General features: G+C 56.9%; 19 protein-coding genes. 11 read left to right on the forward strand and 8 right to left on the reverse strand.

What is annotated here, in order from left to right; translation table 11 throughout:
- Positions 1 to 220 precede the first annotated feature (220 nt).
- From II896_00385 to II896_00410, 6 genes are all read right to left on the reverse strand, one after another.
- Positions 221 to 1,273 carry a two pore domain potassium channel family protein gene (locus II896_00385; protein MBQ4443100.1) on the reverse strand — a complete coding sequence of 351 codons (1,053 nt, stop codon included), beginning with the start codon at positions 1,271 to 1,273 and terminating at the stop codon, positions 221 to 223.
- Entirely contained in the window at positions 1,270 to 2,832 is a 1,563-nt protein-coding gene (locus II896_00390) for a hypothetical protein (protein MBQ4443101.1), read from the reverse strand. Before II896_00390 ends, II896_00385 begins: the two co-directional genes overlap by 4 nt.
- 28 nt (positions 2,833 to 2,860) lie before the next feature.
- Positions 2,861 to 4,357, reverse strand: coding sequence for a M20/M25/M40 family metallo-hydrolase (locus tag II896_00395; GenBank protein MBQ4443102.1), 1,497 nt, complete (start codon positions 4,355 to 4,357; stop codon positions 2,861 to 2,863).
- Between the two features lie 11 nt (positions 4,358 to 4,368).
- Complete coding sequence (locus II896_00400; protein ID MBQ4443103.1) at positions 4,369 to 5,844, reverse strand: MFS transporter; 1,476 nt, start codon at positions 5,842 to 5,844, stop codon at positions 4,369 to 4,371.
- Positions 5,845 to 6,014: 170 nt separating this feature from the next.
- Positions 6,015 to 6,980, reverse strand: coding sequence for a hypothetical protein (locus II896_00405; protein ID MBQ4443104.1), 966 nt, complete (start codon positions 6,978 to 6,980; stop codon positions 6,015 to 6,017).
- A 74-nt stretch (positions 6,981 to 7,054) separates the two neighbouring features.
- The gene (locus II896_00410) at positions 7,055 to 7,978 is read right to left on the reverse strand and encodes a lysophospholipase (GenBank protein MBQ4443105.1); all 924 of its coding nucleotides are present in this window, start codon (positions 7,976 to 7,978) and stop codon (positions 7,055 to 7,057) included.
- A 169-nt stretch (positions 7,979 to 8,147) separates the two neighbouring features.
- Between II896_00410 and II896_00415 the strand changes: the two genes are divergently transcribed.
- From II896_00415 to II896_00440, 6 genes are all read left to right on the forward strand, one after another.
- Positions 8,148 to 9,131, forward strand: a complete 984-nt coding sequence (locus II896_00415) for a PCRF domain-containing protein (protein ID MBQ4443106.1) — start codon at positions 8,148 to 8,150, stop codon at positions 9,129 to 9,131.
- Entirely contained in the window at positions 9,128 to 11,494 is a 2,367-nt protein-coding gene (locus II896_00420; GenBank protein ID MBQ4443107.1) for a hypothetical protein, read from the forward strand. Before II896_00415 ends, II896_00420 begins: the two co-directional genes overlap by 4 nt.
- Before the next feature lie 9 nt (positions 11,495 to 11,503).
- On the forward strand, positions 11,504 to 12,220 hold the full coding sequence (locus tag II896_00425) for a hypothetical protein (GenBank protein ID MBQ4443108.1): 717 nt from the start codon (positions 11,504 to 11,506) through the stop codon (positions 12,218 to 12,220).
- A 4-nt stretch (positions 12,221 to 12,224) separates the two neighbouring features.
- On the forward strand, positions 12,225 to 14,105 hold the full coding sequence (locus II896_00430) for a hypothetical protein (GenBank protein MBQ4443109.1): 1,881 nt from the start codon (positions 12,225 to 12,227) through the stop codon (positions 14,103 to 14,105).
- Positions 14,086 to 14,304: a hypothetical protein gene (locus tag II896_00435; protein MBQ4443110.1), complete on the forward strand. Its 219-nt coding sequence runs from the start codon at positions 14,086 to 14,088 to the stop codon at positions 14,302 to 14,304. Before II896_00430 ends, II896_00435 begins: the two co-directional genes overlap by 20 nt.
- A gap of 61 nt (positions 14,305 to 14,365) precedes the next feature.
- Positions 14,366 to 15,922 carry a hypothetical protein gene (locus II896_00440; protein ID MBQ4443111.1) on the forward strand — a complete coding sequence of 519 codons (1,557 nt, stop codon included), beginning with the start codon at positions 14,366 to 14,368 and terminating at the stop codon, positions 15,920 to 15,922.
- 436 nt (positions 15,923 to 16,358) lie between these two features.
- Here the strand turns inward: II896_00440 and II896_00445 are convergent, their stop codons facing one another.
- On the reverse strand, positions 16,359 to 18,617 hold the full coding sequence (locus tag II896_00445; protein ID MBQ4443112.1) for a hypothetical protein: 2,259 nt from the start codon (positions 18,615 to 18,617) through the stop codon (positions 16,359 to 16,361).
- Positions 18,618 to 18,809: 192 nt separating this feature from the next.
- On the opposite strand from II896_00445, the gene II896_00450 reads away from it, so the two are divergent.
- On the forward strand, positions 18,810 to 20,009 hold the full coding sequence (locus tag II896_00450; GenBank protein MBQ4443113.1) for an RtcB family protein: 1,200 nt from the start codon (positions 18,810 to 18,812) through the stop codon (positions 20,007 to 20,009).
- A 102-nt stretch (positions 20,010 to 20,111) separates the two neighbouring features.
- Here II896_00450 and II896_00455 read toward each other — a convergent pair whose 3' ends face one another.
- A complete protein-coding gene (locus II896_00455) occupies positions 20,112 to 20,441 on the reverse strand; it encodes a hypothetical protein (protein MBQ4443114.1) in 330 nt (109 codons plus the stop codon).
- A gap of 586 nt (positions 20,442 to 21,027) precedes the next feature.
- On the opposite strand from II896_00455, the gene nifS reads away from it, so the two are divergent.
- The 4 genes from nifS (at position 21,028) to cysK (ending at position 25,159) form a co-directional block, all read left to right on the forward strand.
- Entirely contained in the window at positions 21,028 to 22,218 is a 1,191-nt protein-coding gene (gene nifS, locus II896_00460; protein ID MBQ4443115.1) for a cysteine desulfurase NifS, read from the forward strand.
- 12 nt (positions 22,219 to 22,230) lie between these two features.
- Positions 22,231 to 22,665 carry a Fe-S cluster assembly scaffold protein NifU gene (gene nifU / locus II896_00465; protein ID MBQ4443116.1) on the forward strand — a complete coding sequence of 145 codons (435 nt, stop codon included), beginning with the start codon at positions 22,231 to 22,233 and terminating at the stop codon, positions 22,663 to 22,665.
- A gap of 258 nt (positions 22,666 to 22,923) precedes the next feature.
- Positions 22,924 to 24,207, forward strand: coding sequence for an O-acetylhomoserine aminocarboxypropyltransferase/cysteine synthase (locus II896_00470; protein ID MBQ4443117.1), 1,284 nt, complete (start codon positions 22,924 to 22,926; stop codon positions 24,205 to 24,207).
- Between the two features lie 19 nt (positions 24,208 to 24,226).
- Positions 24,227 to 25,159 carry a cysteine synthase A gene (cysK, locus tag II896_00475; protein ID MBQ4443118.1) on the forward strand — a complete coding sequence of 311 codons (933 nt, stop codon included), beginning with the start codon at positions 24,227 to 24,229 and terminating at the stop codon, positions 25,157 to 25,159.
- The last annotated feature ends 2 nt before the right edge of the window (positions 25,160 to 25,161 follow it).

The raw sequence follows: 25,161 nt of genomic DNA on the forward strand, positions 1-25,161 counted from the left end.
GACCGAGGTATATTGTCATCACGCTTGGCCTGCAACGCACGGTATCGTGAATCCTACCCGAATACTACCACTTTCCGCTATTACCTGTCAACGTATATACCATATTATCTTCCAATCAACATCATTCGACAATCCCCGACACCGTACACGCGCTCGGCAATCGTTCCCAAACGAAAAACCGCAACGATATTCGTTGCGGCTCTTCGTTCGATAGGACGGGTTACTCGTCGTCCGCGTCCGCGTCAGTCGGCGGGGCGGCTTCGCAAGGGGCGGGGCTGTCGGGCAAAGAGAGGGCCGCGTCTTCGGGCACGACGTCTTCGTCCTCATCTTTTGCCGATTCTTCCTCGTCGGCTTCGTCGGCGAGTGCCGCCGCCGTTTTTGCCTCTTCGATTTCGCCGAATGCCTTTGCTTTTTCGATGCCCTCGTCGTCGCCGTTGTCCTTCACTTCGTTGTAGAAGTTGACGATGATAGAGGTGAAGATGGACACGCATATAATGCCGTACAGGCCCAAAATGACCGTCAGGACGCGACCGAGGCCCGATACGGCGGCGATGTCGCCGAAGCCGATGGTCGTAATGACGGCGAAGCAGTACCACAGCGCGTCGCCGAAGTTGTGAATGCTATCCTCGTTGTTCATCAATATCAAGGAGAACGCGATGACCAATAGCAATAGGCCGATTATTATCTCGCCCGCGTAGGTCTTTTTGACGATGCGCAGGAGTATCTCCTTGTTAAATTGCGAGAAGACGGTCATGCAGATATTGACCAGACACGACAGTATGCAAACGGCGCTGGCGCCTATCGACGTCATGCTGTAGTTGCCTTCGACGTTCGCCAGGACCAAGCCGACGGTGAGGAGAATGGCCAATGCGCACATGACGAGTACCATGATATGGTAAACCTTTTTGAGTTTGCCCTTGCGGGTGATGGCAAGTATGCGCTTTACGGTAGGCACCGCAAGGTACAGTAGAGAGGGCACGACGAACGCGCGCGACGTCTCGGGAATGATGAACGCGCACAATCCCGCCACGACGCACAACGCCACGTAGGCGAATTGAATGAAATCCGTTTTCTTGTGCTGCGTGCGGCGCAGGTAGAAAAAGATGGCCAATTCGTACACGCCGAAAAACAGGAAGGCCAACCCGAGATAGGTGGCGCCGTTCGGCTCCATGAGAGAGGATTTGCTCAGGTTCATCAAAGCGACCATCAGCGCGGCGCATAGCACTGCGCTGGCAAAGATGCGTATAGCTTTCGTTTTGGTTTCCGTTTTCATAGACCGATGAATTTTTTAACGACGTCCAATTCGTATATGACGCCTTGGTATAGCGCCTCGAGGTACACGAGTACCAATATCACGAGGCCGACGAGGTTGATGACGAGGTCAAGTTGGGTGTTTTTGTGCGTTCGCGTGTAGGAGAACAGCATGATGAAGGGGATGGCAAACGTCAGAGCGACGCATCCGCCCAAGCCCCAGGAGTTGACCGCTTGCAACGCGGCTTCGAAGGGTTCTTCCATCTCGGCAAAACGCCCCGTTATGGCCGCCGCAACGACTATCGCAAGCATAAGGTCGAGAATGGCGAAGATGAAGAATTGCAACGAAACGAAAGAGGAGAATTGCCTCGAGTTGAGGTTGCTGCCCAAGTATTTGACGTATTGCTCGTGCGTCTTGCCGTTGCGACGGAAGAGCCATTCGCGCCGCTTGATGAAGAAGGTCAGCACTACGAAGATGCCGAACGTCATAGGCGGTTTAGTCGTCAATAGGGGGTATACGTAGGTGGGCAATACGATCGTGCCCACCGAGGCCAACGCCTTGACGACGATAGAGCCTACTTCGTACGCGGCGGGCAATATGGCCAGCAGGCGGAAGATGATGAGTTTCTTGCCTACGAACACCCGCTTGGGACGGTAGAGCACGAAGCAGGTGAACAACGTGCATAGAAACAAGTCGATGAAAATGTTGAAACTGAAATAGCCCGTCTTGGTGAACGCCGTGATGAGCATATCCAATAGCGGTGTGGCTTCTTCGCGCGATACTTTGAAAAGGAGCATGAAGATACCCACGGCGTAGCGGTCGTGTAGTAGCATAAACAGCGCGTAGAAGAGTATGGAAAAGCCGCCGTACAGAACGAGCAGCGAACTGAATTTGCGCGAGTTGTTGAGAATGATGGCGAAGGTGGCCACCAAGAATAGGGGGGTCATGAGGTCGCGGAACAGGGGCAGAATGATCGTCCACACGCCCACCTTTTGGGCGAAGTTCGCGTCCATTTTGGCGGCGAAGGCGCACAGCATGCCGATTTGCCACAAGATAAGGCTCACCCAGGCGATAATGCGCAAGGCGCGGTAGGACAGCGGTCCTCGATAGCGAATGTCGTTGTCTTCGGTAAGATCGAGTATACGCATCTTTTTCGCGCGTTTGCGGCGTTTGCGGCGGCTCTCGCGCTTGCGCTGTTTGGCTACGATTTGCGCTTCGTCCATAGGCGAAACGTTTTCAATAGCGGGCGCGGCGGCGCTTTCTTCCGTCGTCGAGACTTCCTCTTCGGGTGTCGCGTCCGTCGCGACCGCTTCGGTCGTTTCGGCGGGCGAACCCTCGGTCGGTTCCGCTTCGGGCGACGGCGCGGGGGCGGCCATCACGGGTTCCTTGGGCGCTTCGGGCGTTTTCGGGGGTATTTTGGTCTTTATTTTCGGCGCGAATCCCCCTTGCTTGCGCAATACGACGAGCAGGGCGATGACGACGCCGACGATGACGAGCGCAAGGCAGAGTCCCACGATAAAGGCGGGCGTCCAGAACTCTTGCGGGGTGATTGCGGCTGAAATAACGGTTGATATGTTCATAGATAGATCCTAAGCGCGTTGCGTTAGATTACTCGGCGCAGGCGTTTGAAATGAAGTTGACGAAGAATTGCACGGCACGCGCCAACTGCTCGGGGCGGATGCGCTCGTCTATGCCGTGTACGCGCGACTCGTCGTCCATACCCCACACGAAGGGACCGAAGCGGTAGACGTTGGGCGTCAGGGGCGCGTAAAAGCGCGAGTCGGTGGCGCCTACCATCGTGTAGGGCACGACCGCCACGTCGGGGAATGTCTCTTTGATGCTCGTAGCGAGCGTTCGATAGGCGACCGATTCCACGTCGGCCACGGCGGAAGGATCGGAAAATCCCAGCATATTGACGGAAGCGATCCCTTTCTTGATATAGGGGCGCAACAACTTCTCGAGGTGCTTTTTGACGTCTTCGGCGGTGTCGCCCGTCAGCGTGCGGTAGTTGATATTCAATTTGACCTCGCGCGGCAGCACGTTTCTTGCGTCCGGTCCCCATAGCATGGTGGGCGCCAACGTGGTGCGGATAAGGGCGTTGGTCACCGAGGCGGCTTTGCCCAAAATATAGCGGAAGAGGGGCGAAAACACGTCCGAGTTGACCATAAAGAACTTGAACAGGGGGTTGGTGTACGGCGCCAAGGCCAAGAAAGTCTTGCGCGTCAGGGGCGTGATATGCGAGGGCATATAGCGACGCTCGATTTTCTTGATGACCGTGGCCAATCTGCCGTTGGCCGAGGGGAAGCGGGGGCTGCTGGCGTGACCGCCTTGCCCGTGCACCACGATCTCGAGGTCTCCGTTGCCTTTCTCGGCCGCGCCGACCATGGCCACCAAGCCTTGGGCAAAGAGGGTTTTTCCCTCGATGGCCGTGCCGCCTTCGTCCAGCACGAACTCCATTTCCACGCCCTTGCCTTTGAGATATTTGACGATATTGGGCGCGCCGTTGAAACTCTGCCCCGGCTCCTCGTCGTGACCGAAACAAACGTAGATATCGCGCTTGAACGTCACGCCCTTGTTCATCAGGTACTCCAAGGCTTCCAACAGGCTGACCAAATGGCACTTCATGTCCAACGCGCCGCGACCATAGATATAGCCGTCCTCGGCGAGTTCGCCGCCGAAGGGATCGTGCGTCCACCCGTCCGCAGGGGCGGGCACCACGTCCATGTGCGACAGGAAGCACGCGCCTTTGAGGGTGGCGTCGGTGCCTTTGAGGTGGAAGATGAGGCTATAATCGGCGATGACCGCCAGATCGGCCGCCGAGGTGAAGCGGGGATAGGTGTCGAACATCCACTTGCGAAAGGCCAAAAAGGGCGCCGAGTTGTCGGCGTATTCGTCCACCATCGACACGGTTTTGAAGCGTATGGCTTCCTGCAAATGGGTGGCGGCGGCCTCTTCGCTGACGTCCGCAGCGAGTTTGAGGGGCGTATCGGTCTTATCCTTGCGGAAGGTGGCCGTGCGGACGATCAACGCCGCGAAGAACACGCAGATTGCGGCGGCGACGGCTATGCCGACTATAGCGCCGACGGAAATGCTACCCAACAACATAGTTTACCTCCTTATTCGCCATCCGTCGCCGGTTGGGCGGCGGCTCTACGCGTCTCCAATTCGGCGTGCATGGCTCGTTTGGTGTCTTTGTCAATCTTGTAGAAGAACATGGGAATAGTGCTCAGGATGCTGCATACGGCGGGCAGACCGATATAGGCGAAGAAGACGATATTCTGCATCTTGGCGGACGTCTCCCGCCCATATCCCGCGAGGCCGACCAAGAAGATGCCCACCGCCATGGAGATGCCCGTGGCCAACTTGTGGCTCATAGACAGTATGGCGTAGTCCACGCCGTCCTTGCGCGTGCCCGTCTTCCATTCTTGGTAGTCCAAAATATCCGCCGTCATAATGGTGGGGATATAGTTGTGCGTGCAGTACATGATGCTGACCAAGGCCTGTACCACCCAAATAAACCACAACGCCGTGGTGCCCGAGCGGAACGCGCTGTCCGCGGGGAAGCAAACGTAGGTGACGAAACCCGCTATGCCGAGTATGCCCGATATGACGGCGATGAGGATAAAGGACTTCTTTTCGCCCCACTTCTTGTTGATGAAGGGAATGGCCACCAACCCCAACGCGCTAACGACCGCCGAGGTAAGCCCGATGAGCCAACTGGCGTCGTGTCCGGGGTTGACCGTGCCCAAGAGGGGCAGGACGAGGCTGGTGCCCAAGAGGGCGCCGCTTGCCTGCAAGGCGATGGACTGCGCGATATTACGCCCGAAGCCGAGCATATAGCACAAGAAGACGATGCGGATATTCTTGTTCTCTTTGAGCTCGACGAACATCTCCTTGAATCCCACGGGCGCGCTCGTTTCCACCGTGACGCGTTCGCGGTTGCACCAATAGATGAGCAGGTACAATATGACGCCGAGAATGGCCACCACCAACGCCGTGACGAAGTAACTTTTGACCTTGTCGGCTTTGAGCGCGGGCGCGACCAAGGTTACCAAGGTGATCATCACCCCGGGGATGCCGAGGCCGATACTTTTGAAGGTGTTGCTGATGGCGGCCGCCTTGTTGCGCTCCTTGGGCACGGGGCTCAATCTGGCCAGCATACCTTGCGAGGGAATGTCGGCGAAACTCATGGCGATATTCCACAGAGCGGTCATGACGGCTATGTACAAATACATGACGAACTTGCCCGCCGTGCCCAACCGCTCGAAGGGGATATAGATGAACATGACCACCGTCAAAACGGCCAGCGGCGCTGCGCTCGCAAGGATAAAGGGGCGCATTTTGCCCCCTTTGAGGCGGCTACGGTCGATGAGGGAACCGATGATGGGGTCGGCGATACAACTGATGACCTTGCCCAAAAGAATGATGGCGGCGGCGACGTACAGCACGTTGGCGTCCAGACTTTGGTAGGCGTCGCGCACGAACTCCGAGTGAATGCTGTTGACGTAGCCGAAAACGAGTTGCACGCCCAATATTCCCAAGCTGTAGGCAAACGCCGCTTTGGTACTCAGAATAGCCGAACTCTTTTTCATGCCGTACTCCTTAATAATAATATACTTTATTCTATCATTTTATAGTAATCCGTGTCAATAGGGATAGCGCCGCGAATTGCCGATAAACGCATCCAAAAAAAGCCGAACGCCGCTTGGCGGACGAAAAAACGGCGAAGCCGAAGCTTCGCCGTTAAGTTTGGACAATCGCGTTATTCCGCGGTGGACGTGATGAAGAACAGTTTGCCGTCCGAAACGCCCGCCATGCCGCGCGTTATTGCGCCGACCACGACGAATTTGCCGTCCACAGACGTGCTGGCCGTGCCGATCTCGCCGATATGGTTGATGACCGCCGCCGTTTTGTCGAAGACGACGGAGGCGAAAGTCTCCTCGTTCTTGGCGGGATCCTCGACGGATTGACCGATGGCCTTGTTGAGAATGCCGAAGAGGAAACTGTTGAGCGCGTTTTTATCGTCGCCGCCTATATTGGCGTGCGTATTTTGGAAGACGATTTTGCCCGCTTGCGCGCCGTCCGCGCTCACCGTGAAGTCGGCGGCGCATACGACGTAGACGTATTCGGGCAATTTGATAATCTTGACCTTATCGAGGACGCCGCTCAACTTTTCGAGGTTGATGAAACTCTTGGCTGCGACGCCGACGACCATGCGAAGGTGCCCCGTTTGGACGCCCTCTTTGTCCGTCTTGGATACGATCACTTCGCGCACGGACATAGCGGGCGTTTTGTTGCCGTCTCCCGCGTCCAAAGCGTAGGTCTCGCTGATGACGTTATTCAGCACGTAGGCTACGGTGGTATCGTTGGCACTACGCAGATACCGCTTGTCGTACGTCGCTTGGTCTACGACCAACTGTGCGTAATTGTCGGCGTGTTCGTAGGTGCTGTTGGCAAACAGGGCTTTGGCCGAATCCGCCTCGTCCGTGGGGTTGTAGGCGTTGGCGACCACGTTGCTTTCCTTTTCGGAAAGGCCGCGGAATCCCTTGATAATCTTGATGAGTTTGACGTCCGCCAAACCGTACTCTTCCACGGTGCTACCCGCGATGGATTTGTCTGCCAAGTGCAGTTGTTTCGGCGTCAGATTGAGCAAAACGATGACGCCGACCGCGATAATGACGACGAACACCAATAGGGATATACAGCCGCGCAAGCAACATTTTTTCATTGCGAAAGTCTCCTTATACGGGGTTTCTCACTATATTATTAGGGAAGATTGCCCCTTTCGTCAACCGATTTTCGTCAGATATTCGCTTTGAGGAAAGCCAAAACGTCCGAGCATACCTCTTGGAACATCTCGCTTTCGTTGAGGATCTCGTGACGGCAGTCGCCGTAGAGGTGCATATCCACCTTGGTATGTCCCGAGGCGATCAACTTGTCGCACACCTCGCTGACGCCCTTGCCGTAGTTGCCCACGGGGTCCATTTCGCCTGCGATGAGCAGGATGGGCAGGTCTTTGGGAATCTCGGCGTAGCATTCGGGCTTGGACACTTCGCGCAGAATGTCGAAGAGGGTGATATAGCCGTTGAGCGTAAAGAGGTAGCCGCAGTCGGGGTCGGCGATATAGGCGTCCACCACCGTGGTGTCCTTGGTGAGCCAATCGAAGGGGGTGCGCCCCGCGAACTTCTTGTTGTAGGCGCCGAAGGCCATGCCGTCGATGAATTTGCTGCGATGCTTCTCGCCCTTGCAACCGGCGATCATCTTAGAGAGGGCGATACCGATGCCCACCGCGGGATTGCCGCCGCCCGTGCCGCAGTAGATGGCGCCGGCGAGGTCCTTGCCGTACTCGCGGGTATATTCACGCGCGACGAAGGAGCCCATGCTGTGGCCGAAGAAGAAATAGGGCAGGTCGGGATATTCGGCGTGCGCCTTTTCGTACAAGGTGTGGCAGTCGGCGATCATGGTGTGCCAAGTGTCCTTGCCGAAGTAGCCTTTGTCCTCCTCCGAGGCCACGCTCTTGCCGTGCCCGATGTGGTCGTTGGTGAAGACGGCCAAGCCGGCGTCCGTCAGCACCTTGATAAAGGGCTCGTAGCGCTCGAAGTGTTCGGCCATGCCGTGCGCGATCTGGAGTACGGCGACGGGATCGCCTTCGGGGACGTATTTCGCGGCGTGGATGTTGCACAGGCCGGACGCGGAAGGGAAGTAGAATTCGGTTTTTTCGTACATAACGGTACCTCCAAACAATAAATCTATTATCTATTATACCATTGAAAGCGCGGTATGACAATAGCCATTTGAGATATTTTTCGCGGTTTTCGGGGCAAAAGCGCGCCCAACGCGGGTTTTTACCGCCCGAGGTCTTGCGTAGCGGGGCAAAATGTGGTACTCTTATGATATGGACGACAGCGTAAAGAATCTTTTGAACAACATGCGGGAAGCCGCCGAGCGGGCGATGGAAGTGCAGGCCGAATTGGAATTGCCCGAGACGGCCGCCGACGCGCGTTACTATCAACACCTCGGGCGCGAAGCGGCGCGTTTGGCGCCCTACGCCGAGGCCTATCGTCGGCTCAAGAGCGCGGCGGACGCGTTGGATAGGTGCCGGTTGGAAAAGCAGTCGGCGGAAGGGGAGTTTCGCGCGCTATATCAAGAGGAAGAAGACAGGCTGTCGGCCGAACTGAAAGAGGCCGAAGCCAATGCGGAAGCCCTCGTTCGCTTGACCGAACTGGGCGGCAACGAGCCGTGCGTTTTGACGGTCAAAGGCTCCGCCGTCAATAAATTCGGGGTGGACGTCCTACGCCTTTATCGTCACTATCTCGATTTGTCGGGTGTCAGATACGCTGCCGACGAGACCGCCGAGGGCGGTACCTTGACCGCCGAGGGCGGGCTGGGGCGCTTGCACTTCGAGGCGGGGTTGCACAAGCGTTCGGACGGTGCGTCCTGCACGGTGACGGTGATGCCTGCCAAGCCCGAGGGCGAGGTGTGCGTATCGCCCGAGGATATCCGCGTGGATATATTTTGCTCGAGCGGCAAGGGCGGTCAAAACGTCAACAAGGTGGAGACGGCCGTGCGCATTACGCACGTTCCCACGGGCACGGTGGTCACCTGTCAGGACGAGCGGTCGCAACTGATGAACAAGCGCCGCGCGTTGGCCACTTTGGCGAAGCGCCTCGGCGAAGAACGCGCCAAAACCCTCAATCAAGCGTACGTCTTGGAGCGCGACGCCCAAATCAAAGATAGGTCCAACGCCATTCGGCGTTACGATATAGCCAACAACAAATTGTGCGACACCCGCACCAACGTCTCCGTCCCGCTCAAAGAGGGAATGCGGGGCAAAATAGAGCGACTGATCTTGTCGGTCGCCGGCAGTCATACCAAATGAACTTTACCGTAAGTATAGACGCATCCACGACGGTGCTCAGCGGGCGCTATCGCGTATACAAGACCGAGCGCTTCGTCAAGCAGACGACGCGGTTCAAGCATACCGACAAAATGCTCGACGCCGTAGCGGGCGGGCTTTTGCTTGCCATGGCCTCGTTGCCCCTGACGGACGGCAAGGGATTTTGGAGTGTCGCCACCGCCGACCGCTTGCACGTCTTTTGGGTGCGCCTTACGGCGGACAGTCTTATCTTTTGCGGGTACGACTCCACGATGGAGTCCATTTGGCAGGAGGACACCCGCTTTGTTTCCTTTTTGTCCGCGCATACCGTCTTTGACGTGACGGTGAGCGAGGGCAGTCCCGCCTATCCCGAGAGCGATTTCGACAAGTTGTACAAGTTGTCCTTGACGGACGGCGTGTATTTCCCTTGTCTCAATCCCGAACAGCGCGCGTTGGTCACGTTGGAGGACGTCAACGTCCTCGTACAGGGCGTGGCCGGCAGCGGCAAGACCAACGTGTGCATCGACAAGATTCTCTTCGCGGCGTGCCGCGGATACGGCGGCAAAGTGCTGTACACCACCTATTCGAGAGGGCTTTTGTTGGACACCAAAATGCGCGTGGAGCGGTGGAAAGAGAATCTCGTATCCTTGGCCGCCGCCATGACGGCGGGCACTGTGCGGTACGTGGACGAGGACAGACAAGCCGCCGTCGTCAATCGGCTGGGGCTATATCTCGCGGAGGATTGCACGGACGCGCTCACGCGGAAGTTGCGGGAGATAGCGGCGTGGCTGGACGACCACGTGGACTATCGGCTGGTGCAGGATATTTATACGGCCGTCACGGGCGAGCGCGTTGCGATGGCGGACGAGGAGTACTTCGTGCGTACCTATATGGGCGAAACGCGCAACTACTACCTCACGGGGCGGTTGGACAAGATCAAGGCCTTGTCGCCCGAGGTCATTTACAAGGAGATTTTCGGCCTCATCGAAGGGTGGTGCGATCCGAGCGAACCCCAAAAGACGCTCACGAAAGAGCAATACGCCGCCTTGCGGCAGGACAGTTTTTCCAAGAGCGAGTGCGACACCATCTACGGCATCGCCGAGGACTATCGCAAGCACCTCGCCAAAGCGGGGCGAGAGGACAACAACACTCTCAGTCGCCGACTGCTTGCGGGTACGTTGCCGCGTTATAGCCTCGTCGTGGCCGACGAGGTGCAGGACTTCGCCGAGGTGACGTTGGTGCTGTTGGCACGCATGGCGTACAAGACGTTCGCCGTAGGCGACGCCTTGCAGATGATCAACCCCTCTTTCTTCAATTTCGCCTATCTCAAGCGCCTTCTTTTCGAGCAGGAAACGGCGCGCGTGTCCACATTGACGCACAACTACCGTTCGGGACGGCGCATACAAGAAGTCATCGAGGCGCTGGGCGCGCTCAACGAGGCGCAATTCGGCACGCACAACTTCGTCTTGAAGGGCGCGGCTTTTGCGGACGACGGGTATACGGACGCCTACTTCGTCGCGGACGACGACGCGTTTCTCTCCACCGTGCGCGAGGCCGACTTGGGCGACGTCACCTTTATCACGGCCAACCGCGCGGAAAAGGAGCGGCTTTTGGCCGCGTTGCCCTCGTACGAGGTGTTGACGGTCAGCGAAATCAAAGGCTTGGAGCGCGACAACGTCGTGCTCTATCGTCTGTTGGGCGCCAACCTCGCGCATTGGCAGGCGTTGGAGCGCAAGTGGATAGACCGCAAGACCGCCGACGAAAACTCGGTGTACCGCTACTATTTCAATTTGTTCTACGTGGGCGTGAGCCGTGCTCGGCGCAACCTTTACGTCTTGGAGGGGCAGACGCCCGCTTTGTTCGACGAATTGCTGATGTCCCTTACCGCCCAAACCACGACCGAGGCCGTGCGCAACCTACAGGCGGTAGCGGGCAAAAAACTCGAAGAAGCCGAGCAACTCGAGCGTGTGGCGCAGTTCATTTCGCTCGGTCAATACGAGAATGCACAGCACGCCGCCGACAAGTTGCCCAACGGCGCATGGCACGCAAAACGTATAGACGTATATGCCGATTTGGTCAACGCGGGGCGTTTGCGCGAGGCGGGCATCGCCTTTTGGCAGTTGGGTGCTACCGCCGACGCCGAGAAGTGTTTCGTCCTCGCCGGCGAGACGGGACTTCTCGATTTGATGCGCTCCACCATGGCTTCGGGCGAGGTGGCGTTCAACGTGGATATGCTCCGCTACTACCCCGATCTTGCGGGCAACGCGGCGGCGCAATCGGCTTTGGTGGACGTAGTCAAAGAGGATTTAACGCGTTTGCAGGATACACGCAAACGCTTGCATAACCGTATGAAAACACGCAAATAAGGAGAGGATATGGAACAATCTACCAATCTTAACGCTCTGATTACCGCATTCTTGGGGTACCGCGACCTGCTGGCGCCCGTATTGGAGAGTCTCGCGCAATTCGTGGACACCTACGACAGCTTGCGCAACGATATAGACCGACTTAACGACGCCTTTTCGGACGACGTCAAGGGCAAGTTGCAGGAGATTTACGAGACCTTGGCCAAGCAGGCGGCGCGGTCGGGCGATTTGGCCACCCAAATCGACCGCTTCGTCTCGTTGGGCGCGAATTACGTCAAGGAGATGGCCAAGTTGGAGACCGCTCTGGACAAGGCGCAGGACAGCCTCGCCACGGTGGGCGAGTTGGACAAAAAGGCCGAGGAGCAGTTGCAACGACTGGACGTCATCATCGCCGAGAAGCGCACCAACTACAACGTCAAAGACTTGCAGCGCAGTCTCGAAAACTACAACAACACCGTGCAAAAGGTGAGTGATTTCATCAACAAGGACGTGGGCGAGGCCTTGACGAGCGGCAACAGCAAGTTGGACGCCATTCGGTCGCAAAACGAAGTGATCGCCAAGGAGTTGGGGCGCAAGGACCAAGCCGTCGCCGAATTGACGGAAGAATACAAACTCAACAATCGATTGCTCACCAAGCTGGTGGAGCAAAACGACGTGGACAGGGCCTACCTCTACGAACTGTTGGACGCGTGGGCGGACGAGCGCGGCGTCAAGCGCAAACGCTGATCGTATGGCAGACGACGCGAAGGGCATTCTCCAAGCCGTGCGAGCGGACGACGTAGCGGCGTTCGACGCCGCCGTCGGCAAGCACAAGAACCTGTATATCGGCAGGTTTTCTTTGCTTGCCGTCTGCTATTTGTACGGCAGCCACCGTATCGTCGGGGCGTACGCGCAGGCGATGCGGCAGGACAATCCCCTTCGCTTGGATGAGGACAGGCAGGTCTACAACGATTTCGCCAAGGTGGCAGGGAAGGCTTTGCGCCTATGGGCGGGCTATTCCACCGCCGACGTGGAGCCGTTGGAGATGCTGGCGCTTACGGGGGATTGGCGTGCGCTGCGGCGCGAATTTGCCCGCGGCGGTGTATCCGCCGAAGAGGGCGAGCGCGTCGTTTTGATTATCAAGTTGCGCTACGGCGTACGCGCGGCCGTGCGCGACGGGCAACTCGTTTTGCCCCCCAAACCCCTCAAACGATCGACCGAGGGCTTACTTACGGCGTTGCTTGCGGCGCTCGTCGTGGTGTTTTTGGCGGGCGTGGCCGCATTGGCGTTGGGGCTCGTCTACCGCGAGGGCGTTCCCGTGGGCAGTCTTGCCGATTTGCAAACCGTATCCGCCGACAAGCAATACGTACTCAAACGCGACCTTGCGCTCGACGACACGGTGGATTGGTCGCATTTGCATTTGAACGGCGCGGGGCATACGCTCACGATCGACGTTTCCGCCACGCCGCATACGGACGTCTTTGACGGCGCTATCGAAAATTGCACCGTGCGCATCGTCGGGCATGACGTCACCGTCACGCAGTCTTACGCCACGCTTGCGCGCGTCAACGCGGGCAGTTTTCGCAACGTCACGTTCTCGCTGGAAAGCGCGGAGGGGTGGACGGTCACGCTCGCCGACTTCGCACGCAACGAGGAAGGGCGCGCCGAGTCGTGCGCGTTCGGCGGACTGTTCGTCGAGAATAAGGGCGAGATATGCGGCTGTACCCTTCAGGGCGACCTCAACTGGGTAGGTATGGGCGAGGTGGACGGCGAATTGGGCGGTTTCGCTTCGACCAATACGGGGCTCATCGAGTCGTGCGCGTTGGAGGGCAACGTCAGGGCCGAAACCGTAGATTTGGGCGGCTTCGTCTTCCGCAACGAGAAGGGGGGCGTCCTGCGCGATTGTATCCAAAAAGAGGGGTACGTGGTGGCCCAAACCACGTCCGTCTATCAATGGTCGCCCAAAACGGGCGGCGTCTGCGCCGTCAATTACGGCGTGGTGGAGAACGCACGCGTATACGGCGACGTCGAATGTGCCAAAGCGGACGTTTCCTTCCCCGACGGCGAAAAGATATTGGTCAGTTACGTCCACGCGGGCGGCGTTTGCGCCAACAATTACGGCGTGTTGACGCATTGTCTGGCGACGGGCGGCGTGTACGGACGCGGGGATTATACCGCCGTCTACGCGGGCGGCATTGCGGCGGACAACTACTACGACAAAGAAACGAGCGACCAACCCGCCGTACTGCGGCAATGTATCGCGGCGGGCACCGTGCGTGCGGCGGGATATTATATCAATTTGGGCGGGCTGACGGGTGCGACCTCGGGCTATCTTGAGGCCGACTGTTTCAACGGCAAGTTGGAGTACGACGCCTCGCGTGCCGCCGCCGTGTACGTTGGCACGGTGTCGGGGTACGGGCGTTTCGAGGACGCGGACGTGCCCGAGTTGTTCAAGGACGATCACGTCTGCCGCTTGTACTATCAAACGCTGTTCGGGTACAACGCCGTGCCCGTCATCGGCTACTACGAGCAGGCGGCTTCGGCCATCGCGACCTTGGTCGGCGTCACCGACCACGATGCGTTGGAGTTCGGCACGTTGGAGGCATATTGGTATGGAAAAGAGAGCGAATAAATGGTTGTTTGTCGTCTTGTGCGTATGCCTTGCGGCCGCCGTGGCGGCGCTCGCGGTCGGCGTCGTATTTTTATCGCGGATTGCGCGGACGGGCGTTGCGCCCTTCTATGCGGTGGTCTGCGCCGCCGTGGCCATGGGCGCGTCCTTCGCGTCGCTGGGCGGTGTGGCGCTTTTGTGGTATCGACTGCGCCGCTTCTGAGGCACGAATGGGTATTGACTATTGGCGCAAAAAGTGCTGTAATAGATAAAGAGGTATAGATATGAAGCGTATATTGATAGTATTGACGGTGATTATATTGTGCGTTTGTATGGTATTTGCGGCCTTTGCCTGCAAAGACAAAACGCCCGCCGAAACGAAGCCTGCGGGCGAGCAAAACGGAACGCCCGATCACTCCGCCGAGGTCACGTTGACTTCCGCCGTGACGTTGGCTGAAGCCAACGCCGCCCAAGTGAGCGACGTGCCCACCATCGCCGATTGCACGGTAGGGGAGGGCTTCGATATCGGCACCGTGCGTTTCGCCTTCTATTCGCCCGAGACGGGCTGGACCGAGGACGTGGCCAACGCCCCCTTCGACGAGAGCAAACCCACGGTTATTCACTCGCACGGGCAGGGTGCGGACGGCTATATGTTCACGCCCGACGCCTTGTACGACGAGGGCTTCAACGTCATCAGTTTTTTGTGGGGCACGCTGTCGGACGATATGGACGTGCTGCGTATCGAGTTGCGCATTTGGCAACTCATCGAGGACTACGTCGACTACGGTGACAACGGCAACGTCCGCGAGGCCGCGGGCTTCAACTGCACCGTGCCCGAGATTTTCGCGGCGCGGTATTGCGATTTCTTTGCCCTGCACCCCGATTATAACTTGCCCATTCGCTTGACGGGGCATTCCTACGGCGGTCAACTCACGTTCGCTTTGTCGACCTATTTCACTAAATTGTTCCTGTCCCATCGTTTGCCCGCGCGCCTGTTGCCCGAGCGTTACACCTTGCTGGATCCTTATTTCGACAACTACGCACAGGACTTCGATTGCCGCTGGCTGGGCGTCAAAGTGCCCTATAGTTCGGTCGGCATGGCGCTCTATTGTCTAGAGAACGTCATTACGCCCAACAACGTGGCCATCGAGATGCTGCGCACTTCCAATTTGGTGGAGTTGGCGTGCATTATGGGCATCGACGACGACAACTCGCCCGATTACTTTACCCAAATGAAACCCCTCTTCCGCGTGGTGGAATTGGCCAACAAGAACGAGTTGCGCAATCAATTCAGCAGTTCCATCACGGGTTCGGGCTTCCTGCACACCATCGCCAACGATTTCTATTTCAGCCCCAACGCCCGCACCCTTTACGCCGACGCGGACGGCGTGGCTATCTTCGGCAGAGCCAATTCCGCCTCTCTCGTGTTGGCCACGCGCGGGATGCGCTTTGATTTCAACGTGGACCAAGAGGATTATCGTCGGTACGAAAACGTCACCGTATGGCGCACCCAACACGAGGCCGTGGAAGAGATGAGCGCAGAGGAGTTCGACGCGTATACCGTCGTTTCGGGCATAGTCGCCCGCGACGCCAACGCCAACGGCACTATGGACGAGAAAGCGGCCGAACGCCTTACGGGCGTCACCGTCATTTTGAAGGATCAGGCCGACGGCAGCGTGCAGACGGCGACGACCGCTTCGGGCTTCTACTCCTTCCGCGTCAAACGCGGCGCCACCTACACCCTCACTCTCAAGGCCGAGAATTATCAAGAGAAGACGGCCACCATTACGGCCTCTTCCTTCGTCAACCTCGCCGACTTCGCCCTCGCCAAGAAGGGCTAAAAACGTATGCGGACGAAAACGAGGCGCACCCGAAAGGACGCGCCTCTTTTTTTGTATATGCGCGTTAAGCATTACCCAAAAAGGCAATGAAAGGGGGCGTTTGCGATATCGTTCGGGATATTGCGTGAGAAAAAGCGCGGCGGCCGTTGACAAGGCGGCGGGCGCCGACCGTTCCGACATCGTCTATCTGGACAAGATACCCTTGCTGTAAGCGTGCGGTTTGATTGATTTATAGGGGCGTTTCCGTATTGGGTAACGCCATTTTTCTTCCCCTCTATACGCAAAAACGCCCCCTACGTAGGGGGTGTTTCGTGCAAAAGGCGTAGAAAAGTCCAATCATGCGTATTCGTCGAGCGGGTTTTTCCGACGCAACGGTTGCGGAACGGTACGACGCGTGGTATAAATGGGCCCAATCGAACGGGATGGGGAGCGGAGATTACTTCGACGCTTTTTCGGCGGGGATGGCCGACTCGTCGCGGACGTAGAGTTGGAAGCCGCATTGATCGAGGAACCAGTAGGCGTCGTCGAGGAGTTGATAGTCGTATTTCATCACGTCTTGCGCCAGTTCGGTAGAGCCTTTGATTTCCGCGGCGATGCGGCGGAAGGTTACCAATCCCTCGTAGGTAGACAGGTTTCCGTGGTGGCGCAGGAGGATGTTTTTGCCCTTGGTGGGTGCGCCGTCGGCGTTTTTCTCTTCTCGAATTTGTTGCAAAGTGGCGGGGATGAAGCCCTTGCTTATCATAAAACTATTCCAGCGATAGTGCTCCTGCATGGCCAAATTTCTACGGCGTGAGTCGGGGAAGTTGAGGTCGTATTCGATGATATGCTTGCCACGCGTGGTCAATTTGGGGTCGAAGCGGGGCATATCGTCTTTGGCGTAAATGCGCAGGTATTCCGCCTCGGTCAGTGCCTTGACCTCTTCGGTTTTGTCGCAGTAATCCAAGCCCATCAAGTGCAATTTGGTACGAAGGCTCAGACAGCAGTAAACGTTGGATTCGCGTTCGACGTGCGGCATGGAATTGTGCCATTTTTCCATAGATTCGTCGTGTGCTTTTTGCGCGGTCTCGGCGTCCACTACGCTGAGTTTGCGCGCCTTGATGTCGCTTTCGAGGGTGTAGGTTTCGTCGCGCAGCATCGCCATTTGATACAAGCGGTCGTTGAGAATGTGGTCAAGGTTGTACACGGTGGCGTCGAGGTCTGCGATGATGTAGCAATTCTCCTTTTGCATAAAGCTGTACTCTTTGCACCAAGTCTTGGCTTTGACGAAGATAACCATATTGTACGCGCCCCATTCACGCCGTTTTTCGAGTAGTTTTTGGGCCAAATCGAGGTTAGCGAGGTCGGAGCCAAAGGCAATAATCACATAGTTGACGTCGTCCTTGCCTTGCGTGACCAATTGGCGTAGCCGCGCGTAAAACGCGGGTGAGTCGATGCTCATACCGTAATAGTATTCGTGCGCGGGTTCGGCGGGTAGGGGCAAAAAGTTCTCTTTAGGTAAGCGGTCGTTTTCCGCGAGGACTACGCCCTCGGGCGGATTGATGCGGTACAAAACTTCATCACGATAGCGATAGTAATTATGATTGAGATTTTTGTTGTTGCCGTTGTCCTTGTCGAAGATGTGGTAATTGACCTGTTTGAGCACGGCGTCTCCCGTCTCGGCGCGGGTGAGAAACTGGTTGTTGGCGACCGAGGTCATAAATATTTTTTGATTGGTATCGCCGAAGCCCACCAGCATGACGTTGAGATTCACGTCGGGTTTGACGAGGGACGTGGCGTAGTCGATTTGACGCGCGTCCATGAAATGCGTGAGGGGGTATTTGTCGATAAAATCGGTGGCGATTTGTTGGTAGCGATCGACGTAGCGAATGATGCCGGAACCGTGGTCTACCAAGTCGTCATAGAGGTCGTCGTATTGCGAATTGCCGAATACGTATATCTGCAATGTCGTGCCGATGGATTGCAACGTTGCTTCGTCCAGGGTATGCAAATAGTCGTAAAATTGACGGCAGATATGCAGGTTGCGCTCGTCGTCTTGGGTGTTGATGATGACGACGTGGCGTGCAAGGGCGGCCTTTTTGGTGAGGCGTACGACGGCATCCGTCACGTCGTTGCCGCTGCCGATAGAGAAATACGCTACCTTGCGGGCGTAGTAACTCGTGCGCACGTCCGCGGGAATGCGTTCTTCGACGATAAGTTTGGCGTAGTCGAGGGCGCTTTCGTAGATGGTGACGGAGGTGGGGTTCGCACCGATGATGATGAGTTTGGCGCGGCGCGACGTCAAGAAGCGCAGATTCTGCCAAGACGCCCATATGTTTTGGTTGAAAACCGAAAAGGACAAGAGGAGCATATTGAGCGCCACCACGACGAAGAAGGAGTAGACGACGCCCCGATAAAACGCGTTGACGGCCATCAGACCGGAGATAGAGGCAACCTCGTATTTGAGCACGATGGTAGTGACTGCTTTGTTGATGGCGGCCAGGAGAGCGGTGGCGAAGTCGTTGCCGCTATAAATATGTCCGACCACATACAGCGGAACGGAAATAAAATAGATCAGGAATCCTTTGCCTTTTTTGAATCCGCGGACGAATGCGATGCGGTCTCTTCTGTTTTTGACGATGAGCGAGATGACGACGTAGAGCACCAAAGTCGCCATCAATCCCAAACATATAGCCGTTGCGATATTGTAACCGAGCATAATATATTCTCTCTTAAAATCATTTACAATATTATAGCATAGAAACGAATTGTTGGCAATATCATTCAACCTATTGCGCGAGAAAAAGCGCGGCGGGCGTTGACAAGGCGGCGGGCGCCGACCTATAGTAAGAGAGTATTTGCTTCTCACGCAAACCATGCGGAGATAACGGATACGAAGGGGGTAATTACTATGAAAACCATATCGAAAACCATCGTAGGCAAATACAACACCGCCATCGTCTTCACCGAGCAAGTGGAAGACGGCGCCGTGGAGCAAATCAAACGCTTGTGCGATTTCGAGCCCTTCCGCGACGCCAAGATCCGCATTATGTCCGACGTGCACATGGGCGTGGGCTGTACCATCGGCACCACTATGACCATCACGGACAAGGTCGTGCCCAATATGGTGGGCGTGGATATCGGGTGCGGTATGCTCGTGGTCAAGTTGGACGCCAAGGCGGTAGACTATCCCCGTCTGGACGAGTATATCCATCGCAACATTCGCTCCGACACGAGCGTCCGCGACACGGCGCACGATTACGCCGCCCGCATAGACCTCGGCGAGTTGCGTTGCAAAAAATACGTAGACCTCTTCCGCGCCGAGCGCAGTATCGGCACGTTGGGCGGCGGCAATCACTTCATCGAGATCGATCGAGACGAGAGTGGCGACCTCTATTTGGTGATTCACTCGGGTAGTCGCCATTTGGGCGTCGAAGTGGCCGATAGCTATCAACGCGCCGCGTTCGAGCGCTTGGGCGGCAAGTGGGGCACACGCGGCTGCGAAGTGGTGCTCGAACGGATGCGAGCCGAAGGCGAAGAAGGGAACGGGTTGCCGCAAAAACCCCTATACGTCCCCCAGGAATTGGCGTACGTCGAGGGGGAGTTGATGGACGATTATCTCCACGATATGCGCATCACCCAGCGCTTTGCCTCGCTCAACCGCAAGGCGATGGCGGACGACATTTTGCGCGGTATGGGGCTTGCGAAATGCGACGAATTCGAGACCGTGCACAACTACATCGACCTCGAGCACCGCATCTTGCGCAAGGGCGCGGTGTCCGCCGAGAAGGGCGAGCGCTTGCTCATTCCGCTCAATATGCGGGACGGCAGCCTGTTGTGCGTGGGCAAGGGCAACGAGGAGTGGAACTGTTCGGCGCCGCACGGCGCGGGGCGTCGTCTCAGCCGCAGTTGTGCCAAAAACACGTTGAGCCTTGCCGAATACCACCGCGAGATGGAGGGCATATACTCCACGTCGGTCAATATGCGCACGCTGGACGAAAGCCCCATGGCCTACAAGTCCATGTACGACATTCTCAAAAATATTCGTCCCACCGTTGCGGTGGTGGAACGCATCGTGCCCACCTACAACTTCAAAGCACCCGAAAAATAATACAGCACCCATTCACATCACCCGAAAAACAAAAATACGCCGTCAAGAAATACGATTCTTGGCGGCTTTTTGTCGGTATGGGTGACGATATGATTCGGCGTTTTATTGTGCGGGATCTTCTATGCGGTCGGCGGACGTTTCGTTTTCGGCGTGCAATATGCGGCAAATCGCCTTGCGCGCCCCGTGTTCGGCGAGATTCATAATCAATCTGTCCGTCCCGTCTTCTGCGTTCAGCGGCGTAAAACCATAGGCCGCCAATTCCCCGTTGATATAATCGATCTTATTTTCTTTCGTAGTTTCCGTGTTTTTTTCGGTGAGTTTCCAAAGCAAAAATTCTTTTCTCGTCAACGGATTATCCGTCTTTGGCTCACATTGTAAATCCCGCAACGCGCTACCGTCCATATTGAATAGGCACAGTACCGTTGTCGGCATATTGTAAAAAAGTCGCATTGCCTCTCGGCTCAAAGTGTTGGTATATCTATCGTATAAGGGGTTTTCGTCGTTGCCTATATTGACAAGCGTTTGCACTATTAGGCTGCGTATTTCGTCTATATCTTTGCTCGAAGCGGCGGCTTCGATCAGCATTCTGTTGGTTCGCTTCGCGATCATCGGCCTGAGGCTCGATAGCTCCTTCTGCATGGTTGCGATCAATTCTTTTCCCATCGCCTTTTTTCGTTCGGCGCAATCGGTACTTGCCTTGGTAAATTGCAGGTACCATTCTCGATTTCTGTCATTCATTTTCTTATTCGCCCCGTGAATAGAATGGGGGCACCTCCTTCACTATGCTTTAATTATAGTCCGTAAAAACCCGTTCGACAATAGTCTCGGGCAAATTTTTTTTCGTTTGCCTCCCGCAAAACACGAATCGCGCCCGCCGACAACGCCGCGAAAAAGAATTTTCGTGCAATCGCTATCAACCTATTGACAAGGTGGGTAAATAGCGATATAATGCAACCGTACGAGGGGTGTACGGGTATGCCGCCCTCGTACGAGGATATTATTGATAAAGAGGTAACGTATGCAAGTATATCTGGACAATGCGGCGACCACCGCGATGAGTCAAGCGGCCGTAGACGCTATGACGCCCTATTTTCGGGAGGCGTACGGCAACCCCTCCAGCCTGCACTCGATGGGCCAGCGCGCCAAAGAGGTGTTGGAAGAGGCGCGGGCGAAGGTAGCCGCCTGTTTGGGCGCGGACGTCGGCGAAATCTATTTTACGTCGGGCGGTAGCGAAGCGGACAACCAAGCCATTCTTTCGGCCGCCGAAATAGGCAAAAGGAAGGGCAAAAAACATATCGTCACGACGGCGTTCGAGCATCACGCCGTACTGCACACTTTGAAGAAGCTCGAAAAAGAGGGCTTCGAGGTCACCTATCTCTCGGTGGGGCGCGAGGGCAACGTCACGCCCGCGCAGGTGGCGGACGCCATACGCGAGGACACCTGTTTGGTCACCGTGATGACGGCCAACAACGAGATAGGTTCGGTACTGCCCATAGCCGCCATCGGCGCGGTGTGTCGGGAGCGGAAAGTTTTGTTCCACACGGACGCCGTGCAAGCCGTCGGGCACGTTCCCGTAGACGTGGCGGCGATGCACGCGGATATGCTGTCGCTGTCCGCGCACAAGTTCCACGGGCCCAAAGGCGTGGGCGTGTTGTACGCGCGCAAAGGCGTTGCGCTTACCCATCTGATAGAGGGCGGCGCGCAAGAGCGGGGCAAGCGCGCGGGTACCGAGAATATCGCGGGCGTCGTGGGGTTGGCGACGGCACTCGAGGAAGCCACCGCGCATTTGGCGGAGAATATGGCCAAGGTGGCGGCTTTGCGCGACAGATTGATAGAGGGACTCCGTGCTATCCCGCACTCCGTACTCAACGGGGACAAGCAAAACCGCCTGCCCGGCAACGTCCACTTTTGCTTCGAGGGCATAGAGGGCGAGAGCCTCTTGTTGCTCTTGGACGAGTACGGCATCGAGGCGTCCTCTGGCTCGGCGTGCACGTCGGGTTCGTTGGATCCCAGCCACGTATTGCTGGCCATCGGGCACCCGCACGAGATCGCGCACGGCTCCTTGCGGCTTACGCTTAGCGAATACACCACCGCAGAGGAGATCGACTACGCGTTGGATATCATTCCCAAGGTGGTGGACAGACTGCGCAATATGTCCCCCGTATGGCGGGACAAGATCACGGGCAAGAAGCCCTTTATATTGGAATAAGGAGAGATAATTATGGCTTTGTATAGTGAAAAAGTGATGGATCATTTCCGCAATCCGCGCAACGTGGGCGTTATCGAGGACGCCAACGGCGTGGGCGAAGTGGGCAACGCCAAATGCGGCGATATTATGAAAATATATCTCAAGATAGAGAACGACGTCATCGCGGACGTCAAATTCGAGACCTTCGGCTGCGGCTCTGCCATCGCGTCCAGCTCTATGGCGACCGAACTCATCAAGGGCAAGCCCCTGTCCGACGCGCTGACTTTGACCAACAAGGCGGTGGCCGAGGCCTTGGACGGTTTGCCCGCCTACAAAATGCACTGTTCGGTGCTGGCGGAAGAGGCCATCAAGCGGGCCATTCTCGACTATTACAAACGCGCTGGCATTCCCTATGACGAGGAAGCGTTTCGCGAGGTGGATTGCTGCCACGACGGAGCGGACGATTAGAGCGCGCTATCCCTATCGACGAGGAGACCGAAAAAATCGGTCTCTTTTTTTGCAAATGCGTGAAAATCGCTTGACCGAGTAACGTTCGTTGTGGTAAAATCATATTAACCTACGAGGTTGATAGGCAAAAGGAGAATGTATGAAAAACCAGTTGCGAATACTTGCGCGTAAAGATTTCCGTTGCGGACGAATGTGCGGACGATGTCGATAGCAAACGAACGAACGATATCATTCAACCGACCAAAAGGAGATAGTATTATGGCAAATTACAAATTCGAAACTTTACAAATACACGTTGGGCAGGAGCAGCCCGATCCGGCGACGGACGCGCGGGCGGTGCCCATCTATGCGACCACGTCCTACGTCTTTAAGGATTCCGCGCAGGCGGCGGGGCGATTCGGTCTGACCGAGGGCGGCAATATCTACACCCGCTTGATGAACCCCACGAGCGACGTGTTCGAGAAGCGCATCGCGGCCTTGGAGGGCGGCGCGGCGGCACTCGCCACGGCTTCGGGCTCCGCGGCCATCACCTACGCGATACAGAATATCGCCACGGCGGGCGATCACGTCGTATCGTCCACCAACTTGTACGGCGGCACGTACAACCTATTGGCGCATACCCTGAAAGATCAAGGGCTGTCCGTGACCTTCGTGGACCCCTCCGATCCCGCCAATTTCGCCCGCGCCATTCAACCCAATACCAAGTTGCTGTATGCGGAGACGTTGGGCAACCCCAACTCGGACGTCATCGACATAGAGGCCATCGCCGACGTAGCGCACGCCAACGGCATTCCGTTTATCGTGGACAACACCTTCGCCACCCCGTATCTATTGCGCCCCATCGAGCACGGCGCGGACGTGGTGGTGCACTCGGCCACCAAGTTCATCGGCGGACACGGCACGGTGATGGGCGGCGTGGTCGTAGACGGCGGCAAATTCGATTGGGCGCAGAACGACAAATTCCCCGGTCTCAGCCGACCGAATCCCTCCTATCACGGCGTGGTATTCACCGAGGCGTGCGGCAATTTGGCGTATATTCTCAAGCTACGTACCACCCTTATGCGTGACCAAGGCGCGGCCATATCCCCCTTCAACTCCTTTCTCTTGCTGCAAGGGTTGGAGACCTTGTCTTTGCGCTTGGAGCGGCACGTGGAGAACGCGTTGAAAGTGGTGGATTATCTCAAAAATCACCCCCAAGTGGAGAAGGTCAATCACCCCTCGCTCGAAGTGGGGCGGCAAAAGGCGTTGTACGACCGCTATTTCCCCCACGGCGCGGCGTCCATCTTCACCTTTGAGGTCAAAGGGTGCGCCGCCGACGCTAAAAAATTTACCGAAAGCCTCGAACTGTTCAGCCTGTTGGCCAACGTGGCGGACGTCAAGTCGCTGGTCATTCACCCCGCGTCCACCACGCACTCACAGCTGTCCGACGAGGAACTGTTGCAGGCGGGCATCAAGCCCAATACCGTGCGTCTGTCCATCGGCACCGAGCACATAGATGACATTATCGCCGACCTCGAAAGAGGATTTGCGGCCATCAAATAATCATAAGGAGAACGAAATTATGGCAAACATCTATACTTCCGCCGATCAGTTGGTCGGCAAAACCCCTCTTTTGGAACTCACCCACATAGAAAAAGCGCTTGGCTTGCAGGCGAAGATTTTGGCGAAGCTGGAGTATTTCAATCCCGCTGGCTCGGTCAAGGACCGTATCGCCAAAGCCATGATCGAGGACGCCGAGGCGAAAGGGCTATTGTCGGCCGACTCGGTCATCATCGAGCCGACCTCGGGCAATACGGGCATCGGTCTCGCGGCCATCGCCGCGGCCAAAGGCTATAAGATCGTCATCGTGATGCCCGAAACCATGTCGGTCGAGCGTCGCCAACTGATGAAGGCCTACGGCGCCGAACTCGTGCTGACCGACGGTGCCAAGGGTATGAAAGGCGCCATCGCCAAAGCGGCGGAGTTGGCCGCCGAGACGCCCAACAGCTTCATTCCCGGTCAATTCGTCAACCCCGCCAATCCCCGTATACACCGCGAGACCACAGGCCCCGAGATATACGAGGATACGGACGGCGCGGTGGACTTCCTCGTCGCGGGCGTAGGTACGGGCGGCACCATCACGGGCGCGGGCGAGTACCTCAAGAGTCGCAATCCCGCCGTCAAAGTGGTGGCGGTGGAGCCGAAGACGAGCGCGGTGCTGTCCACGGGCGTGGCCGGGCCGCACAAGATACAGGGCATCGGCGCGGGATTCGTGCCCGACGTTCTCAATACCGCCGTGTATGACGAGATCATTCCCGTCGCCAACGAGGACGCCTTCGCTACCGGCAAACTCATCGGCAAGTCGGAGGGCGTGCTGGTGGGCATTTCCTCGGGCGCGGCGACCTGGGCGGCCATCGAATTGGCCCGCCGTCCCGAAAACAAGGGTAAGAATATCGTGGTCATTTTGCCCGACACGGGAGATAGGTATCTATCCACGGCGCTATTCGCGGATTAACG

The organism is Clostridia bacterium (assembly GCA_017394805.1).
Lineage (GTDB): Bacteria > Bacillota > Clostridia > Christensenellales > CAG-1252 > RUG14300.

Coding starts and splice junctions, on each gene's coding strand:
- II896_00385 (MBQ4443100.1), bottom strand. CDS start 1,273: ATGAAAACGGAAACCAAAACGAAAGCTATACGCATCTTTGCCAGCGCA.
- II896_00390 (MBQ4443101.1), bottom strand. CDS start 2,832: ATGAACATATCAACCGTTATTTCAGCCGCAATCACCCCGCAAGAGTTC.
- II896_00395 (MBQ4443102.1), bottom strand. CDS start 4,357: ATGTTGTTGGGTAGCATTTCCGTCGGCGCTATAGTCGGCATAGCCGTC.
- II896_00400 (MBQ4443103.1), bottom strand. CDS start 5,844: ATGAAAAAGAGTTCGGCTATTCTGAGTACCAAAGCGGCGTTTGCCTAC.
- II896_00405 (MBQ4443104.1), bottom strand. CDS start 6,980: ATGAAAAAATGTTGCTTGCGCGGCTGTATATCCCTATTGGTGTTCGTC.
- II896_00410 (MBQ4443105.1), bottom strand. CDS start 7,978: ATGTACGAAAAAACCGAATTCTACTTCCCTTCCGCGTCCGGCCTGTGC.
- II896_00415 (MBQ4443106.1), top strand. CDS start 8,148: ATGGACGACAGCGTAAAGAATCTTTTGAACAACATGCGGGAAGCCGCC.
- II896_00420 (MBQ4443107.1), top strand. CDS start 9,128: ATGAACTTTACCGTAAGTATAGACGCATCCACGACGGTGCTCAGCGGG.
- II896_00425 (MBQ4443108.1), top strand. CDS start 11,504: ATGGAACAATCTACCAATCTTAACGCTCTGATTACCGCATTCTTGGGG.
- II896_00430 (MBQ4443109.1), top strand. CDS start 12,225: ATGGCAGACGACGCGAAGGGCATTCTCCAAGCCGTGCGAGCGGACGAC.
- II896_00435 (MBQ4443110.1), top strand. CDS start 14,086: ATGGAAAAGAGAGCGAATAAATGGTTGTTTGTCGTCTTGTGCGTATGC.
- II896_00440 (MBQ4443111.1), top strand. CDS start 14,366: ATGAAGCGTATATTGATAGTATTGACGGTGATTATATTGTGCGTTTGT.
- II896_00445 (MBQ4443112.1), bottom strand. CDS start 18,617: ATGCTCGGTTACAATATCGCAACGGCTATATGTTTGGGATTGATGGCG.
- II896_00450 (MBQ4443113.1), top strand. CDS start 18,810: ATGAAAACCATATCGAAAACCATCGTAGGCAAATACAACACCGCCATC.
- II896_00455 (MBQ4443114.1), bottom strand. CDS start 20,441: ATGCCGACAACGGTACTGTGCCTATTCAATATGGACGGTAGCGCGTTG.
- nifS (MBQ4443115.1), top strand. CDS start 21,028: ATGCAAGTATATCTGGACAATGCGGCGACCACCGCGATGAGTCAAGCG.
- nifU (MBQ4443116.1), top strand. CDS start 22,231: ATGGCTTTGTATAGTGAAAAAGTGATGGATCATTTCCGCAATCCGCGC.
- II896_00470 (MBQ4443117.1), top strand. CDS start 22,924: ATGGCAAATTACAAATTCGAAACTTTACAAATACACGTTGGGCAGGAG.
- cysK (MBQ4443118.1), top strand. CDS start 24,227: ATGGCAAACATCTATACTTCCGCCGATCAGTTGGTCGGCAAAACCCCT.